This window comes from Bacteroides sp. D20, assembly GCF_003436255.1.
In the GTDB taxonomy this organism is placed as follows: Bacteria; Bacteroidota; Bacteroidia; order Bacteroidales; family Bacteroidaceae; genus Bacteroides; species Bacteroides uniformis.
In genome coordinates, this window is the sequence record NZ_QSOO01000021.1 from 1 (window position 1) to 17,579 (window position 17,579).

Genomic DNA, 17,579 nt, shown 5'->3' on the forward strand with positions numbered 1-17,579 from the left:
AACTTATAACTGAATCCCGTTTCTATTTACACAAAATTATGGATACTGCCTTTTCTTTACGTCAACGCCACCAAAACCTGCGGCGTCAACTCCCTAACCAAATAATTCTTATCACTTTACAAGCAGAATCTGTCTTGCAGCTCTTTCTTATACTTTCTGGAAACCAGCAGTTCCGTCACTTTGTCAAATGGTGGATAAAGCATGCATTTGCTATCCTTTATAATCATCAGATAATCAATATTGATAATATACGATTGATGTATCTGCACGAAACTGGATGAATATTGAGTAATCTGCTCAGCAGTCATTCCGCGACGCAACACCAACGGCGGCTGGTTGTTTAGTATCACCTCCCATTGTTTACGCTCGGAACAATAGCGAAAAAAGCCGATTTCAGCCGGACGCAACGCACGCATATCATTAGTTGGCGTAAATACGATAAATGTCTGTCCGGTATGCAACGGTGCACCAATGGGATATGACATTCTCTGCCCGGCCTCTGCCTGCTCTACAAAACGCGCAAGAATATCCCGCAACTCCTGCTCTTCAAAAGGTTTCAGCAGATAGTCGAACGCAGCCTCCCGGATAGCCTGAATCATGTACTTATCATAAGCCGTATAGAAAACAATCCGCATATTCCACGAAACACTGTCACGTATTTCCTGCAGTAATTCCATTCCAGTCATGTCCGGCAGTTCCACATCCAAGAACAACAAATCCGGCTGTACCTTGGCAATGAGTTTTTTCCCTTGTTTACCATTACGGGCAGTTCCTTTCAAAAAGAAGCGTGCATCCTTTCCCAATTCAAAACTCAGATTCTCAAGAGCCACCTCATCGTCGTCAACTATTGCAACCTTATATTTATCCATGTTCCTTTTATGTTTTTCTTCTCGCGAATATATACATAATCCTACTCCCATACAAAGCAATAGAAGGTCATTTACGGACTATTTGTCTGTAAATATGCCTATCCTTGCAAAAAACGAGATTAAACGGTTCTTTTAAATCCTGTAATCGTAGTTGTCTGGCAACCAGAAAGTCACCTCACATCCCATCTCACCACTCTGTAGAGAGACATTGTGCACTGAAACATCAATGGCCTCCTTATTCTTATTGTTGAGAATCTGAATGGTCTGCATAATGACTTTCATTCCCGTCCCCGTGCCCCGGTTCCGACTGTCCGGACGATAACCGCCACCATTATCCGTTATCTTTATACAGATACCGTTTCCCCGGCGGCAGACCGAAACCCAAAGATTACGTTCACCTTCCTTCTCGCGCAACGCATGCTTCACTGCATTTTCAACCGGAATTTGAATCATCATAGACGGAATCCTTATTTGCTCCGGCTGCACATCCTTTTCTATCTTCAGTTCCGAATGAAAATCCGGACCTAAAGAACGGCGTTCCAGATTAATATATGTTTTCACAAAATCCAGCTCCTCTGCCAAGGTTACACACAGTTGTTCCGCCAATTCCAGATTGCAACGCATCAGTTTTACCAGCGACGAAAGCTCTTGCTTTTCTTCTACATTCCGCTCCGCCATCTCCCTGTTCAGCACATTGAAGATGAAATGAGGGGACAAGCGGTTACGGATATTCTCCAGACGAAGTGTAGAGACTGTGCGATGATTCCGTGCAAGCAACAAAGCACGTTTCTTTTTGCTGTACAGATAAAGGAAAACCGCCGTCAATATAGATACAACAGCTACAGCAAACACGACAAACTGTGTCTGCCTCAGCACCAGCACCTCGTTTTTCTGCTCCTGAAGCAAAACCCGATGTGCCATCAAGGTAGAATCCTGCTGATAACGCAAAGTCAAGTCTGCCGTACGCATCCGGACACGCTCATTCCTGATAGAATCATCAAGCAGGTTGTTCCTCTGCAGATAGTGATAAGCCCTCTTGTAGTTGCCGGTTTCCTCGTAAAACTGCTGAAGGTATTTATTACGGATATGTACCATATCAGGGTCGATGCCCGGAGGGACTACACTCTCGGACAATAAACGACGTGCCTCTTGAAAGTCTTTCTGAAGCAGAGCCAATTCTATTTTCTGCGTATCGATATAATATAGTGCAGTACTTACCCCCATTTCCTCAAAAAAAAGTTGGCATTCATTTATATATTTAACAGCCAAATCAACCATATTCAGTTGAAGATAACAGTCTCCTAAATTCAACCTCCCCAGATTAAGTTCAAAACTCATATCATCATATCCTTCGACTAAATCAATAACCTTTTGGAAATATTTTATCGCTGTCTGGTAATCCTCCCTATAATAGTAAGAAGTCCCTCTATTATTCAAATAAATATATTTTTCATAAGGCAGCATATTGTCATAGCTTTCCCCTGCAAGATTGTAATAGTAATCACACTGTTCAAAATCACGCATGGTAACATATACTTGTGCCAAACCATAATAAATGGGAGGTTTCTTGGTAGAAGCCATATGCAAAGAGTCGCACATCAACAAAGCTCTCCTATACCAAGCTGCCCCTATGTCCAATTTTCCTAAACGGTTATTCGCATCAGCAAGATTCATCAAAATATCCGGCACCACTTCAATCCTAGTCCCTCTCATCCGTAATTCATAAGCCTTCCGGAAGCAAATTTCGGCAGAATCCATATTCCCAACGCGTGCAAAGATATTTCCCTTCATATTGAAACATTCGGATTCCAAATCTGCCATTTGAGAGGAACTATGCTGCCTTTCTATAAAGGCATGTATCTGTTGGATTACAATTTGCGCCGAATCAAGTTGTGAAGTAATCAAATATGTTTTCAGTGTCATTGCCAGATAATTATATTTGACCAAGCTATCCTTTGCCTCTTCCATCTTTTGAAGAGCCTTCAACCTTACCTTGCGGGGCACAATGGCCACAGAATCTCCATTTATACGGGAAAAATCCTCAAAAGCTCTCATCTCTGTGTATACGTCCTCTTTATCTCCGGGCGCACAAGCCCCTAGAAACACAAGCCCTAATATCCAATAAATGTAAAATCGAATTCGCTTATCCATCCTCTCTCCCATGTTTCCCGTAATTAGATTATTTATTCAATACATCTACAAACTTAAAATATTTTTGCGAAATACCATCAAGTATAAGGCGTATTTCTCAGCCATAAAAGAGCATACGTTACCGCTTTATTAAAATGAAACAAAAAAATCACATCATAGTACAATATTTAGCTATATAAGCCATCAAAAATAATGAATAGGGCATTCCAACGTTTGAACTGCCCTATTCACTATTCAAATACTTGATTTTATTTAATCGTCACCATCGTCGCCCCAAATCCATACTCCTGGAACGAAGCATCCTGGTGGCGGCAATTGGAATATTTACGTTTCAACTCATCCAATAACGCTTTACGAAGTACACCATCCCCCTTGCCATGAATAAAGACGATGCGTTGTTCGCGCTTTTTCTTGTATTGTTCCATCACTTCACGAAACTTATCCAGCTGGTAATTCAATATTTCGCTGTTGCTCATACCGCAGGTGTCATCCAGCAACTCGCCGATATGCAGGTCAATCTCGACAATCCCATTCTTGCCGCCACGCTTGATGACCGTCTGCGGTTTGGACGGAGTATCTGCCGTTTTTTTCTGTATCAAAGCCTCCTTCAGTTCCTCTGCCGAAACATACACCTGCTTGACAGGCTGGTCATTCCGGACAATATCATACACCAAGGCCGGTGTTTCAAAGAAAACCGTCTGCTGGAATGTATGCAGTTTATAGAATTTTACCATATCTATGCGGACTTCCACACTGACAGCCGGTTTCATTGTGAACGCACGGTTATCTTTGAATGCCACCAGCTGTACCATCACACGTTCACGGTCGTTCAACTCGGACTTTTCGAACTCCTCCAGCAGAAGTTTCGTATTCGGCTCTATCAAACCATGCGAACGGGCTGTCCAGGACTTTCCTTCGGCACTCGAATAGGTATAATACATATAATAATTACTATCGTTCACCAAATATGCCTCGAAAGGTGTAGTGCTGACAGCCTTGATATCCTCCGGAACAAAAGCCAGAAAAACATTCAGGATATCTCCGCCTTTCATCTCGGGCTGACGATAAACAGATATCTGCGGTTTCTCCAAACGGACCGTTTGAGGCTCCGAAACCTGAGACTCCATAGCAGACGGCCTTGCCGCAGTAGCGGTCGTACGCAATTGTTGCTCTTCTTCCCGCTTCTTCTTGGCAGCCGCTTTGGCTGCCGGAGTGGGGATATTATAATCATCGGTCTCTATCACCACACATTCGTTTATGGGCATCGGTATGTCAAAACCGTCGGCATCTTCCACCAACACGATGTTTTTCCCTTGAAATCCTGTCACAACACCACCCCCAACTTCGCTGAGGAAACGAACTTTATCTCCTATCTTCATAGTAACTTATCTTTTAGTTTGTCTTTTCCTACTTTCTTCCTGCAAAGTTAGGAATTATTTCCCTTATTCTTCAAATCTTCCCAAATATCCGTACCTTTGCAGCCGATATAATAAAGAGAAAGCCATCATGAAAGAAGACCCCAGACATATCAGAATCAGCGAATTCAACTACCCGTTGCCGGACGAACGCATTGCAAAGTTCCCATTGTCCGTACGTGACCAGTCCAAACTGTTATTGTATCGCCACGGAGAAGTTTCAGAAGACAGATTCACTTCACTGCCGGAGTATCTGCCATCGGGAAGCCTGATGATATTCAACAATACCAAAGTCATCCAAGCACGCCTGCATTTCCGGAAAGAAACGGGAGCACTGATTGAAGTATTCTGCCTGGAACCCATACAGCCGAACGACTACGCCCTCAACTTCCAGCAAACCGAGCATGCCGCCTGGCTCTGCATGGTCGGCAACCTGAAAAAATGGAAGGAAGGCATGCTGAGACGTGAGATGACCGTGAAAGGCAAGTCACTCACCCTGACCGCCGAACGGGGTGAATGCCACGGAACCAGCCATTGGATAAACTTCCGCTGGAATAATCCGGAAGTGACTTTTGCCGACATTCTCGAGGTCTTCGGTGAATTGCCCATCCCCCCCTACTTGAACCGGGAGACCCAGGAAAGTGACAAGGAGACTTACCAGACTGTCTACTCCAAAATCAAAGGTTCGGTGGCTGCCCCTACAGCGGGACTGCATTTCACCCCACGCGTATTGGACGCATTGCGCAATAAAGGAGTAGAATTGGAAGAGCTGACACTCCATGTGGGAGCCGGAACCTTCAAACCGGTGAAAAGTGAAGAAATAGAAGGGCACGAAATGCATACGGAATACATCTCTGTCTCGCGCAACACATTGGAAAAACTCATAGTACACGGCGGCAAGGCAGTGGCCGTAGGAACAACTTCAGTGCGCACATTGGAAAGCCTTTATCACATCGGAGTCACTTTACTGAATAATCCAGAAGCCACAGAGGAAGACTTGCACGTCCACCAATGGCAACCTTATGAAATGTCTGCCAAGGCCACCGCCACCTCTGCAGTAGAAGCCCTGCAAGCCATTGCTGCCTACCTGGACAGACATAGCATGGAGGCTCTGCATACCAGCACTCAAATCATTATCGCTCCGGGATATGAATACAAAATCGTGAAGGCTATGGTGACTAATTTCCACCAACCGCAAAGTACCTTGCTGCTGCTCGTATCAGCTTTCGTACACGGTGATTGGCCGAAGATTTACAACTATGCACTGGCACATGATTTCCGCTTCCTGAGCTATGGAGATTCATCATTATTAATACCCTAAGCACAATGAACCACGATAACAATCAAGAGATGTTCCCCCTTGTCGACGAACAAGGCAACATCACAGGTGCCGCCACCCGTGGCGAATGCCATAACGGTAGCAAACTGCTTCATCCGGTAATCCATCTTCATGTATTCAATTCCAAAGGTGAGTTGTATCTACAGAAACGTCCCGAATGGAAAGACATACAACCGGGGAAGTGGGACACCTCCGTAGGCGGACACGTCGATTTAGGTGAAAGTGTAGAGATGGCGCTAAAACGCGAAGTACGCGAAGAGCTCGGCATTACCGACTTTATTCCCGAAACCGTCATGCATTACGTCTTCGAGTCTGCCCGCGAAAAGGAACTGGTCTTCGTACACAAAACTGTCTACGACGGTGAAATACATCCCAGTGACGAGCTGGACGGAGGACGTTTTTGGAGCCCCGATGAAATCAAGGCAAATATCGGCAAAGGTGTATTCACCCCGAATTTTGAAGGAGAGATAGGAAAGGTCATCAACTTGTAGTGGAAGCTGCTTTCTATCAGTTCGCAAAATATTCCTTCATCTTTCTCCTGACCCGTGGAGCAAGTAACAGCAGTGACGTCATCGTAGGCAATGCCATCAAGGCAAAAGCCAAATCCATGATGGCAACCACTGCTCCCAACGGAATCATGGCAGCCACAACAATCATCACCAAATAGAAGTAGTTATAATACTTGGCATTCTCCGCACCAAACAAGAAGTTGGTGCACTTCAGTCCATAATACGAATAAGAGAACATGGTAGAAAAGGCAAAGAAAAAGACCATCACCATCAACAGATAATGCCCATAGCCGGGAAGGAGCTGCTCAAAAGAATTCAAAGCAATATAAAGGCCTTTTATGCCTCCTTCCGACGCATAGTTTCCAGCTATAAGAATAGGGAAGGCCGTCAATGTACAAACAAGCCCCGAGTCGATGGCCGGTCCAATCATGGCTACCAGCCCCTCACGAATGGGATTGTCATTACGGGAGGCGCCATGCATCATAGAGGCCGTACCTACACCTGCTTCATTGACGTAGGCAGCACGGCGGGCACCAGTCAGTGCAGTTCCCAAAATTCCACCGATACCGGCTTCCAGGCTGAAGGCAGACTGGAAAATGGAAGCCAACACTCCCGGCAACTTATCAAAATTCAAACAAAGAATAACGAAGACAAGCAGCATATAGCAAGTAACCATCACCGGCACTATTTTAGCCGAGATAACCGAAATGCGCCGGATGCCACCGATAATGACCGCCCCTACCACCAGGCTAATGACAATACCCATCACAAAACGCAGACCGAGTGTATTCTCTATTCCTGCCGGAGTAGTAAATACCGTAGTGACAGACTCGACCAACTGATTGGCTTGCATTACACACAACGTACCTATCAACCCCACCACCGCAAAGAAATAAGCAAACGGTTTCCAGCGTTCGCCCAACCCATGAAGAATGATATACATCGTCCCCCCTTGCGGTTCTCCGGCAGAATCGTGTCCTTTGTACATAATGGCAAGAGCCCCTTCAAAGAATTTGGTGGACATACCCACAACGGCACTTACCCACATCCAGAAAATGGCTCCGGGACCTCCTACTGTAATAGCGATAGCCACCCCCGCAATATTCCCCATACCCACTGTTGACGCTATGGCGCTCATCAAGGCCTGGAAAGAACTGATTTGTCCTTCGCCCGCCACTTCCGATTTATAGCGCAAGGCCTTTATCGAATATCCGATGCGGCAGAGGGACACAGCTCCGGAATAAAAGAACAAGAAAAGTCCTCCCCCTATCAGAAGGATAAATAAGGGATACCCGCAGACAAAGTCACTGACAGTGGTTATTGCTGAGCCTATAGAATCTAAAATACCATTCATAGTAGTAGTTTGATGGAGGAGTTCATGGGAAGGTTTAAAAAAAGTCCCACTTCTCTTTCACGGGAAAGTGGGACATTCATTATAACATTTCGTTCGGCCTTATTTAGCCAGGTCTTCAATCACCTTCATAATCTGCTGGCCGATTTCCTCGGCAGCCTCCGGTGTGGCAGCCTCACTATAGACACGGATAATCGGTTCCGTATTGCTCTTACGCAGATGAACCCATTTGTCGGGGAAGTCAATCTTCACACCGTCTATATCATTGATTTCTTCATTCTTATACAGCTCCTTCACCTTGGCAAGAATAGCATCTACATCTGTTTCAGGAGTCAAGTCTACACGATTCTTTGCCATGAAGTATGCAGGATAGGATGCACGGAGTTCGCTCACCTTCTTACCTTCGTGTGCCAGATGGCTCAAGAACAAGGCAATACCTACCAAGGCATCACGTCCATAGTGGCTGGCCGGATAAATTACCCCACCGTTTCCTTCGCCACCGATAACGGCACCTACTTCCTTCATTTTGGTAGTTACATTCACTTCACCTACGGCAGAAGCGTAATATTCTTGCCCATACTTGCGGGTTACATCGCGCAAGGCACGGGTCGAACTCAAATTGGATACCGTATTGCCCGGAGTATGTTTCAATACGTAGTCGGCAACAGTAACCAGTGTATATTCTTCACCGTACATCTTGCCGTCTTCGCAAATCATTGCCAGGCGGTCTACATCAGGGTCTACAACAAATGCAACATCTGCCTTCCCCCCTTTCATCAGGTTCATGATGTCACCCAAGTTCTTTTCCAAAGGCTCGGGATTATGCTGGAAGTTACCGGTCGGTTCGCAATAGAGCTTCTCTACGTGCTGAACGCCAAGTTGTTCAAGTAGTTGCGGCAGAATAATACCACCTACAGAGTTTACACAATCGATGGCTACACGGAAGTTTGCCTTTCGGATAGCTGCCACATCTACGAGGTCAAGTGCCAATACGCTGTCGATGTGTTTCTGGTTGTAGCTTAAATCCTGACGGTACGAGCCAAGTTGGTCCACTTCGGCATAGTCGAATTCTTCGGCGGCGGCAATGCGGAGTACTTCCTGGCCTTCGGCAGCGTTCAGAAATTCACCCTTTTCATTCAGCAGTTTCAACGCATTCCACTGCTTGGGATTATGTGAGGCAGTCAGAATAATACCTCCACTGGCACCTTCCATGGTTACAGCCAGCTCGGTAGTCGGAGTAGAAGCCAAATCAATATCCACTACATCCCAGCCCATACCCATCAAGGTACCGACTACTACGTTCTTGACCATCTCGCCAGAGATGCGGGCATCACGCCCTACCACGATTTTGTTACTTTTTACAGTACACGTCTTACGAATCAGGGTAGCATAAGCTGAAGTGAACTTCACAATGTCGAGCGGATTCAATCCCTCGCCAGCACTACCGCCAATTGTTCCGCGGATTCCAGAAATAGATTTGATTAGAGTCATAGGTTAATGATTTAAAATTTATCGGTTAGTTCCAAATTTGGAGTTTATGTAAATCGTAATAATAAGGATGAACGTCCCGCATAGCATCCGACTGTCCCATCTTGGAAGGAACAATCAGCTTCACATGTGCTCCGTTACGAATATAATTCAACGCAACCAGCCAGCCAGCAGGTACAGACGAACCATGATATATAAGCATATAGCCTTGAGTGAAAAGTCCGGCAATAGACGAAGAAGTAACAGAATATCTAAACTCATCCACAACAGTCGGACTATTCATATTGGTTATATACGATTTCACCCCTCCAACAGCTATCAACCCTTGTTCTTCAAAGCGCACCAAAATCAAATCATTCGGTTTAACTGTATCTGCAGGATTCGTCGAACCTTTATCCACAATCTGCATATACACCCCGCTTGCCAGCTGCACATACTCATTCCTGCTTACATCCGTTGTCGAATCTTGCGCATAGAATTCACTTTGAGAAATAACGACAATGCTACTGTCTTTGATAAATGCTTTGATGGCATCTTTTTCTTCCTCAAGCATTTCGGCATAAGTTTTAGAATTATCGCATGCCTGGAAGGCTAAACAAACTGCAAGTAAGGCAAAAAAGAATAAAGTAAGTTTCTTCATTTCTGTTATTTAGTAATTTCGTACAAAAGTATCTGATTTCCTTGAAAGTTGAAAGCTGCGGATAGAAAGTTCGTAACTTTTAACCTTTACAACTGAACTTTTTTTATCCTTTGGCATTCAGCAGCGGTTTGTATTTCTCCAAAGCCTGCTCAAAGACCTTGCGGGCCTCATCCATCGTTCCATAAAATTCACCGCCGGAAGCATTCAAATGACCGCCGCCGCCAAAGAACTCGGCAGCCAGCTGATTGCAGGGGAATGTACCGACCGAACGTAAAGAAATCTTTATCATCGGCTTCTCCGTATCTTCACGCAGGAAGCAAGAGAAAATCACCCCTTTGATGCTTAAAGGAATGTTCACAAACCCCTCACTATCTCCACGCACATAGTCGAACTGGCTTTGTTCGGCTTTAGTCAGAGAAATTAAGGCTGCATGATAGTCCGGATAGACCTTCATTTGTGACAAGACATATCCCATTAGGCGCAAACGGCTTTCTGAATAAGTATTGAACACCTTGCGGTAAATCTCGTCCTTGTCAATACCTTTCGACAACAGTTCGCTGATGATGAAATAGATTTCCCGGTTATTGGAATTATAGGTGAACCCGCCGGTATCCGTCATCATACCCGTATAGATGCACTCCGCTCCTTCCCTTGAAATGTCACTGAAATAGCCCATACGGCAAATCAGGCGGAAAACCAGTTCCGAAGTGGAAGATATCTCCGGATGGGAAATGATAATCTTGCAGAAATCCTCCGGATGGAGATGATGGTCTATCAGTATTTTTCTTGCCGGGGATGCAAGAACAGCGTCACCCATGGCATCTATACGATGGATAGCATTAAAGTCCAGACAACAAATGACATCCGCCTCGGCAATCAGCTTGTCAGCGAACTCCTTGTAGCGGTCGTACAGAAGGACGTCCTTGCTCCCGGGCATCCATTTCAAGAAGTCGGGAAAGGCGTTCGGCACAATAACATTCGCCGTCTTTCCCTGCGAGCTGAAGAAGTGCCACAAGCCCAGAGAAGAGCCGATGGCGTCCCCGTCGGGACCCACATGCGAAACGATTACTATCTTGTCTGCACGGTCAAACCATTTGGTGAAATGGTCTATCTTGGATTGTTCTATTACTTTGGTCAACATATTTTTATTTACTATTTGACGATTGACTATTTACTATTTGGCGTTTATAACAAATTGAAGGGGCAAAAGTACGAAAAGTTTGTGATTTATAACAATATGCGGTAAGAACCTTTTTGAGAAAGAAGAAGATAGGGAATACCTAAGCGAACGCAATCATTGGCAATCTTATTCTGATAATAGTCTGAAAGAGAAGCGTCAAGCACCACCATGCCCATGGAAAAGAGCGAAGTAAGTTCCTCTATCCCACCTTGATACCCCTTGGAGACATACAGATAATCAACTGAAAGGGGATGGGAAGAGCTCTTGTTTCTCCAACGGTTGTCGGAAAGAAGACAGATGCGCTTACCGGCGTAAGAGACAATCTGGTTGCGCATGGATAAGCCGGAAGTGGTATAATCTCCGGCAACCAGTCGGGGAGTCTCCAGACGCAGGCGGTTCCAATGCGGAGAAAGGGCACGGCACAAACACGGCATATCCGGCAAGCTATCGGCACATGCCAACCAAGAATGACGGTTGTCTGCCATACAATGGACAACGGGACAGCCTCTCACGCTATAAAAAGCAATCCCCTGCCGGGAAGCATTGGACATGATGGAAAGGGAATGCCAGGAAACCACTGCCAACAATGCCAGCAACGCAAAGCAGACTCTACGTACCGTAAGGCGTAGAAAGCCATAATATGCCATCCCCAAGAACAGATAGACGAGCAGAACACCCCATATATCCAACCAAATATCATCGACAGCAGCGCCGGGAAGACGCTCTATCCAGCGGAGCACTTCATTCTGGACATGTACCAATGCCTCTACTACCCTTGCAAACAGATGTTGTACAAAAGGCAGCGGCGTAAGCATCAACAGAAAGACAGCAGAATACAGAACGAGCGACACCATGGGAATTACCCAAAGATTAGTCAACAGAAAATGAGTGGAAAAACGGGAGAAATAGAAAATGACCAAAGGGGCCGTACCCAGCTGAGCCGCCACAGACACTGTCATAAGTCCCCACAAATATCGCAGGAAACGATTGTCAACCTTCCAAAGGGCATATAACTTAGGCTGTACAAGTACAATAGCTGCAACCGCCGAGAATGACAACTGAAAACCGACATCAAACAACCAGACCGGCTTGCACAGCAGCATCAGGAAAGCAGTTGCCGCCAGCGTATTCAGAGTCAGCGGCTTTTCCGGCTGCAAACCGGCAAACGCCAACAAAGAGAACATGATGACCGACCGCACCACCGAGGAAGACAATCCCGTGAAAAAAGCAAAACTCACCAAGAAAAGGACCAGAAGCAAAAGCAACAAAGGTTTCAACCGCCGCCATCGCCTCCACAAAGGACGAAGCACAAACAAGAGCAAAGCATACAGAAACCCTATATGCAATCCCGAAAGTGCCAGTACATGGCTGGCTCCCGAGACGGAGTAGGTCTCCACAATATCATCACTCAGTTCCTCTTTATCCCCCACTGTCAACGCAGCAAGTACCGCCAATTCATCAGTTTCAAAACCCAAACTCCGGTATAAGCCAATCACTTTCTCCCTATAATCCAGTGCCACCTGGCTGACAGTGCGGGAGGCATCATGCCCCGTCTTCCGCCAATGTCCGTCAGCCACGTAGGCCGTGCCGCTATAACCTTTCCGCCTCAGGTAGCGAGCATAGTCAAACTCGTCGGGATTACCATTGTTCGCCGGAGGAGCAAGCCGGGTAGATACCAGCAACTCATCACCACGGCACAAAGTGACCGTAGCAGAATCTTTCGGGAAATAAGCCAGAAAAAGATGATTCCGGGGACAACCCGTAACTGTATCCTGCTCCACCTCTCCCAGCAGGGCAACCCTGCACAATATGCTGCGCTCCCTCTCTTCTGGATGCTCACGGATACAAACCCTATAAACAGCAGGTTTGCCCGAAAAGGGAAATACCGTCTTTCCCTGCTGCCAACTCATCAAGCAGAACCCCGTACCACCCAAGAAAAGGTATACCGCCGCTCCATACACCCATCCGGTATGCTTGTATCTACCTATAATAAAAAGAAAAAGCAGAAAACCTGCCACATACTCCCATGCAGAAAGCACATGTGGAAACGCATCTCCACACAAAATACCAACTACCAACGGCATCAACAGTCGAAGGAAAGGATGCCGTTGCCAGCTGTCGATTATCAATCCAGAAGACGGATTACAGATTCCTTAATGCACGGATGGCCTCTTTCGGGTCGGGAGCCGAGAAAACGGCATTGCCTGCCACCAGTACATCTGCTCCAGCCTCTACCAGACGCGAACCGGTTTCCAAGTTTACGCCACCGTCCACTTCTATCAAGGCCTGCGAACCGGTAACCGTAATCAATTCACGCAATTCGCGCACTTTATCAAGAGAATGCTCTATGAACTTTTGTCCGCCGAAGCCGGGATTTACGCTCATTATCAGCACCATGTATACATCATTAATAATATCCTTCAACAAGGACACGGGAGTTGCCGGATTAATCGTTACTGCCGGCTGCATCCCTGCTTCGCGAATTTGCTGCACCACGCGGTGCAGATGCGGACAAGCCTCGTAATGCACATTCATGACATGTGCTCCCAGAGCCTTCACCTCCGGAATAAACTTCTCCGGCTGTACAATCATCAGATGCACATCCAAAGGCTTCTGCGACAGTTTTGCCACATACTTCAGTACCGGGAATCCGAAAGAAATATTAGGGACAAACACACCGTCCATGATGTCGATATGTACCCACTCCGCCTCACTTTCGTTAATCATTTCAATGTCTCGTGCCAGATAACCAAAATCGGCAGAGAGAATAGAAGGGGATATGATTGGTTTCATAATGTTATGTTCTAAAGTTTACGAACTTTGTTATGTACAAATATAGAGAAAAGATTTAATTCAGCCTAACATTGGAAGTCAAAACTCTCACTGCAAACTTACTGCATACCTTTTGCAGCGTCACTGCAAACGTGTTGCAGTGCTACTGCAAAGCAGTTGCAGTCACACTGCATATTAGTTGCAGCAACACTGCAAAGTGGTTTGCAGTGACGCTGCAAAACGAGTGCAGTAGTTTTGCAGTAGGAAGTCACTGAATGACAATCAGTTATTTCATCACGTATCCTTCCGTCAACCGGAAGCCGCGCAACAGTTCATCCGTTTTCAGTCTCTTCTTGCCCGGAAGCTGGAGGGAGCAGATGCCGACAAAGCCATCTTCGGCAGCAACGCGGATATAGGTCTTCCCGTCTGTCTGCAAGGTTCCGGGAGTCAGTTGATGGGATTCCCCTATTTTCTCCGTCTCGAAGATTTTTACCACAACAGATTCTCCACCGGGTTGGACCAGCTCCGTCCAAGCGGCAGGATAGGGAGAAAGACCGCGTATAAAATCGTAAATACGCTTCACCGGGCGGTTCCAGTCAATACGACAAGTATCTTTGAAGATTTTCGGTGCCGGACGCAGTTCACCCACGACGGCCATTTCTTCTTGAGGAATACTTTTCACTGTACCGGCAAGAATGGCATCTACGGTTTCTACCACCAGGCGACCGCCCAACAGCATCAGTTTGTCGTGGACGATACCCACGTTGTCCGTATCGGCAATGGGTACCCGTACCTGCTGGATAACCTCACCGGTGTCAATCTCATGTTTCAGGAAGAAAGTGGTGATGCCCGTTTCCGTATCACCATTAATCACCGCCCAGTTGATGGGGGCTGCGCCGCGATACTGCGGAAGCAGGGAAGCATGCAGGTTGAAGGTGCCCAATCGCGGCATGTTCCATACCACCTCCGGCAACATGCGGAAAGCAACGACTATCTGCAAATCGGCCTTCCATGCACGCAACGCCTCCACAAAAGCCTCATCCTTCAGCTTCTCCGGCTGAAGAAGCGGAAGATTATGTTCCAGTGCATACTGCTTCACCGGAGAAAACTGGAGTTTATGTCCCCGTCCGGCAGGCTTGTCGGGCATCGTAATGACACCCACCACATTGTAGCCTCCTTCTACCAGGCAACGAAGAGCCTCCACCGCAAAGTCGGGAGTACCCATATATACAATCCTCAAATTCTTCTTTTCCACCATTTCATTTACAGTTTACCATTTACAATGTACCATTTGCGAGGCAGCTCATTTGCCCATTTACAATTTACCATTTACAATGTACGAAGCATCTTCTTTGCGATTTACAATGCCCCATCACCCCGAACGGCAAATAGTAACTTGTAAATAGTAAAATAGTAAATACCAAAAAGTCCTCAGTCTTCCGAAAAATGTACCAATACTTCACGGTACGAGTTGAATATCTTCGACTTGGACACGAAGCCCAAGTATTTGTTTTCCGCATCCACCACCGGCAGATTCCACGCCTTCGTATCATCAAAGGTACGCATCACCCGCTCCATACTGTCCGTATCATACAGACGTGCCGGAGCCGAAGTCATCAGTTTTCCCACCGTAAAGCGATGATATAACTCCTGGCGGAACATAATGTTCCGGATATCGTCCAACAAGACAATGCCAATCAGCACCCCTTCCTTATCCGTCACGGGAAAGACATTGCGATGCGAGGCAGAAATGGCCTTTACCAGTTCGCCCAAATCCATTTCGGGATGCACGGTCACAAAATCCTTTTCCACCACATTCTCCATCTTCATCAGGGTAAGGATGGCCTTGTCCTTATGGTGCGTCAACAGTTCTCCTTTCTTGGCCAAACGCATGGAATAGATACTATGAGGCTCGAACATGATGATGGTAAGATAAGAACTGACGGAAACAATCATCAGTGGCAGAAACAGGTCGTATCCTCCCGTAAGCTCGGCTATGAGGAACACGCCGGTCAGCGGAGCGTGCATGACCCCACTCATGACCCCCGCCATTCCCATCAAGGCAAAGTTCTTCTCGGGCAGATAAGCCGTCATCTCTATTTCATTGCTGAAATGTGAAAAGACAAAACCGGCAATACAACCCAGATACAACGAAGGTGCGAAGATACCGCCGCAACCGCCCCCGCCATTCGTGGCACTCGAGGCAAAGACCTTGAACAGAATAATCAGTATGAGGTATATCAGCAACAGATTGCCGTGCCCGTAGAAGAAGGAATTATTCATCACCGTGTCCCATTCGGCATTGCTCATCCCATTCAGCAACAATTCTATCGTATCGTAACCTTCGCCATACAACGGTGGGAAAAGGAATATCAGGATACTCAGCATGGCACCGCCCATTATCAGTTTCTTATAGGGAGTTCTCAACCTTCCGAACACGCCTTCCACAGAGTTCATGGCCCGGGTAAAATAAAGGGAAACCAATCCGCAGAAGATACCCAGCATAATGACATACGGAATACGCTCCAGTTCGAAAGCTTGGTCCAGATGGAATTTGAACATGGCATCCGTACCCGTCACGATATAGGAAACAGTTGCAGCCGTCACCGCAGATATCAGCAACGGCAACAAGGAGGACATTGTCAAATCTATCATCAGTACCTCCAGCGTAAATACCAGACCGGCAATCGGCGCCTTGAAAATGCCTGCAACCGCACCGGCAGCACCACATCCCACCAATAGCATCAGCGTACGATGCTCCATCTTGAAGATGGTTCCCAGATTGGAACCGATAGCCGAACCCGTCAGCACAATAGGCGCCTCTGCCCCGACCGAACCACCGAAACCGATGGTAATGGAACTGGCTATGATGGACGACCAAGTGTTATGCCGTTTGATGCGTCCCTGCCGCCGCGAGATGGCGTATAGGATTTTGGTAACACCATGACTGATGTCGTCCTTCACCACGTAGCGGACAAACAATCCGGTCAGGAAGATACCCACTACCGGATAGACCAGATAAAGGTAGTTGGCTTCCGTCGCATTGAAATTATCCGTCAGGAAGTTCTGTATCCAGTGTATGATGACTTTCAGTATCAGTGCGGCGAATGCCGTAAAGATACCTACAAGAAAACTGAGAATCAGTATGAACTGCTTTTCCTTGATATTCTTTTCGCGCCATATGATGAAGCGCTGCAACAAACTCCTCTTGTCCTCTGCCATTTTTCCTTTTATTCGCGAATAATCTTAATGACTCCGCCCTTGCCCAACTTGATGATACTGGACGGTTTCGGGCGTCCCGTTTCCTCCTGGCGGTATCCTACTATATAATCCACCGCAGACTTGATGTCTTCACTTATTTCACTGAAGTTACCGGGAGACGGTTGCCCGCTGACATTGGCAGAAGTAGAGACTATCGCCTTACGGAACTGCTGGCAAAGCCGTTTTGAAAATGCCTCACTGGTGACACGGATACCTACACTACCATCTTCGGCAAGCAAGTTAGGAGCCAGATTACGCGCTCCGGAATAAATTATGGTAAGGGGCTTGTCAGCCAATTCTATCAAATCCCAGGCAACCTCCGGAACATCCTGCACATAGAAATCCACCTTTACCGGAGAATCTACCAATACCAGCATCGCCTTACTGTCAGAGCGTTGCTTGATTTCATATACACGGCGCACCGCTTCTTCATTGGTAGCGTCACAACCTATACCCCAAATCGTATCTGTCGGATACAGAATTACCCCGCCCTCGCTCATTACCTGGCAGGCTTTTTTGATGTCTTCTATCATTTCTTGATATATAAGTTCACGGATTAACACGCAAAAATAGTATTTTTGCAGCGATTATAAACAAAGTTTAA

The 17,579-nt window shown here is 46.5% G+C and carries 14 protein-coding genes; 2 read left to right on the plus strand and 12 right to left on the minus strand.

Annotation, left to right across the window (positions count from 1 at the left end):
- Nucleotides 1-116: 116 nt before the first annotated feature.
- The 3 genes from DXD78_RS18110 to DXD78_RS18120 all read right to left on the minus strand — a co-directional run bounded on the left by DXD78_RS18110 (nt 117) and on the right by DXD78_RS18120 (nt 4,399).
- Nucleotides 117-869, minus strand: coding sequence for a LytTR family DNA-binding domain-containing protein (locus DXD78_RS18110; protein ID WP_005833286.1), 753 nt, complete (start codon nt 867-869; stop codon nt 117-119).
- A gap of 132 nt (nt 870-1,001) precedes the next feature.
- Complete coding sequence (locus tag DXD78_RS18115) at nt 1,002-3,032, minus strand: histidine kinase (RefSeq protein ID WP_009037905.1); 2,031 nt, start codon at nt 3,030-3,032, stop codon at nt 1,002-1,004.
- A 236-nt stretch (nt 3,033-3,268) separates the two neighbouring features.
- Nucleotides 3,269-4,399, minus strand: a complete 1,131-nt coding sequence (locus DXD78_RS18120) for a DUF2027 domain-containing protein (protein ID WP_117652909.1) — start codon at nt 4,397-4,399, stop codon at nt 3,269-3,271.
- Nucleotides 4,400-4,526: 127 nt separating this feature from the next.
- Here DXD78_RS18120 and DXD78_RS18125 point away from each other — a divergent pair, with 127 nt between their 5' ends.
- The gene (locus tag DXD78_RS18125; protein ID WP_005830078.1) at nt 4,527-5,756 is read left to right on the plus strand and encodes an S-adenosylmethionine:tRNA ribosyltransferase-isomerase; all 1,230 of its coding nucleotides are present in this window, start codon (nt 4,527-4,529) and stop codon (nt 5,754-5,756) included.
- A 5-nt stretch (nt 5,757-5,761) separates the two neighbouring features.
- Complete coding sequence (locus tag DXD78_RS18130) at nt 5,762-6,265, plus strand: NUDIX domain-containing protein (RefSeq protein WP_005830075.1); 504 nt, start codon at nt 5,762-5,764, stop codon at nt 6,263-6,265.
- 16 nt (nt 6,266-6,281) lie between these two features.
- Here DXD78_RS18130 and DXD78_RS18135 read toward each other — a convergent pair whose 3' ends face one another.
- From DXD78_RS18135 to DXD78_RS18175, 9 genes are all read right to left on the minus strand, one after another.
- The gene (locus tag DXD78_RS18135) at nt 6,282-7,637 is read right to left on the minus strand and encodes a sodium:alanine symporter family protein (protein ID WP_005830073.1); all 1,356 of its coding nucleotides are present in this window, start codon (nt 7,635-7,637) and stop codon (nt 6,282-6,284) included.
- Between the two features lie 99 nt (nt 7,638-7,736).
- A complete protein-coding gene (glmM, locus tag DXD78_RS18140; protein ID WP_005830071.1) occupies nt 7,737-9,125 on the minus strand; it encodes a phosphoglucosamine mutase in 1,389 nt (462 codons plus the stop codon).
- Nucleotides 9,126-9,150: 25 nt separating this feature from the next.
- Complete coding sequence (locus DXD78_RS18145; protein WP_005830068.1) at nt 9,151-9,762, minus strand: DUF4827 domain-containing protein; 612 nt, start codon at nt 9,760-9,762, stop codon at nt 9,151-9,153.
- 103 nt (nt 9,763-9,865) lie between these two features.
- A complete protein-coding gene (locus DXD78_RS18150; protein WP_005830066.1) occupies nt 9,866-10,903 on the minus strand; it encodes a bifunctional oligoribonuclease/PAP phosphatase NrnA in 1,038 nt (345 codons plus the stop codon).
- Between the two features lie 86 nt (nt 10,904-10,989).
- Nucleotides 10,990-13,026, minus strand: coding sequence for a ComEC/Rec2 family competence protein (locus DXD78_RS18155; protein WP_005830062.1), 2,037 nt, complete (start codon nt 13,024-13,026; stop codon nt 10,990-10,992).
- A gap of 58 nt (nt 13,027-13,084) precedes the next feature.
- Nucleotides 13,085-13,735, minus strand: a complete 651-nt coding sequence (gene rpe / locus DXD78_RS18160; protein WP_005830060.1) for a ribulose-phosphate 3-epimerase — start codon at nt 13,733-13,735, stop codon at nt 13,085-13,087.
- A 265-nt stretch (nt 13,736-14,000) separates the two neighbouring features.
- Complete coding sequence (gene fmt, locus DXD78_RS18165; protein WP_005830056.1) at nt 14,001-14,972, minus strand: methionyl-tRNA formyltransferase; 972 nt, start codon at nt 14,970-14,972, stop codon at nt 14,001-14,003.
- Nucleotides 14,973-15,145: 173 nt separating this feature from the next.
- Nucleotides 15,146-16,936, minus strand: coding sequence for a chloride channel protein (locus DXD78_RS18170; protein ID WP_008664172.1), 1,791 nt, complete (start codon nt 16,934-16,936; stop codon nt 15,146-15,148).
- Nucleotides 16,937-16,944: 8 nt separating this feature from the next.
- Complete coding sequence (locus DXD78_RS18175) at nt 16,945-17,508, minus strand: L-threonylcarbamoyladenylate synthase (RefSeq protein ID WP_005830050.1); 564 nt, start codon at nt 17,506-17,508, stop codon at nt 16,945-16,947.
- Between the last annotated feature and the right edge of the window lie 71 nt (nt 17,509-17,579).

Excerpts from the sequence above, each read along its gene's own strand:
- DXD78_RS18110 (WP_005833286.1), bottom strand. The coding sequence starts at position 869 with ATGGATAAATATAAGGTTGCAATAGTTGACGACGATGAGGTGGCTCTT.
- DXD78_RS18115 (WP_009037905.1), bottom strand. The coding sequence starts at position 3,032 with ATGGGAGAGAGGATGGATAAGCGAATTCGATTTTACATTTATTGGATA.
- DXD78_RS18120 (WP_117652909.1), bottom strand. The coding sequence starts at position 4,399 with ATGAAGATAGGAGATAAAGTTCGTTTCCTCAGCGAAGTTGGGGGTGGT.
- DXD78_RS18125 (WP_005830078.1), top strand. The coding sequence starts at position 4,527 with ATGAAAGAAGACCCCAGACATATCAGAATCAGCGAATTCAACTACCCG.
- DXD78_RS18130 (WP_005830075.1), top strand. The coding sequence starts at position 5,762 with ATGAACCACGATAACAATCAAGAGATGTTCCCCCTTGTCGACGAACAA.
- DXD78_RS18135 (WP_005830073.1), bottom strand. The coding sequence starts at position 7,637 with ATGAATGGTATTTTAGATTCTATAGGCTCAGCAATAACCACTGTCAGT.
- glmM (WP_005830071.1), bottom strand. The coding sequence starts at position 9,125 with ATGACTCTAATCAAATCTATTTCTGGAATCCGCGGAACAATTGGCGGT.
- DXD78_RS18145 (WP_005830068.1), bottom strand. The coding sequence starts at position 9,762 with ATGAAGAAACTTACTTTATTCTTTTTTGCCTTACTTGCAGTTTGTTTA.
- DXD78_RS18150 (WP_005830066.1), bottom strand. The coding sequence starts at position 10,903 with ATGTTGACCAAAGTAATAGAACAATCCAAGATAGACCATTTCACCAAA.
- DXD78_RS18155 (WP_005830062.1), bottom strand. The coding sequence starts at position 13,026 with ATGCCGTTGGTAGTTGGTATTTTGTGTGGAGATGCGTTTCCACATGTG.
- rpe (WP_005830060.1), bottom strand. The coding sequence starts at position 13,735 with ATGAAACCAATCATATCCCCTTCTATTCTCTCTGCCGATTTTGGTTAT.
- fmt (WP_005830056.1), bottom strand. The coding sequence starts at position 14,972 with ATGGTGGAAAAGAAGAATTTGAGGATTGTATATATGGGTACTCCCGAC.
- DXD78_RS18170 (WP_008664172.1), bottom strand. The coding sequence starts at position 16,936 with ATGGCAGAGGACAAGAGGAGTTTGTTGCAGCGCTTCATCATATGGCGC.
- DXD78_RS18175 (WP_005830050.1), bottom strand. The coding sequence starts at position 17,508 with ATGATAGAAGACATCAAAAAAGCCTGCCAGGTAATGAGCGAGGGCGGG.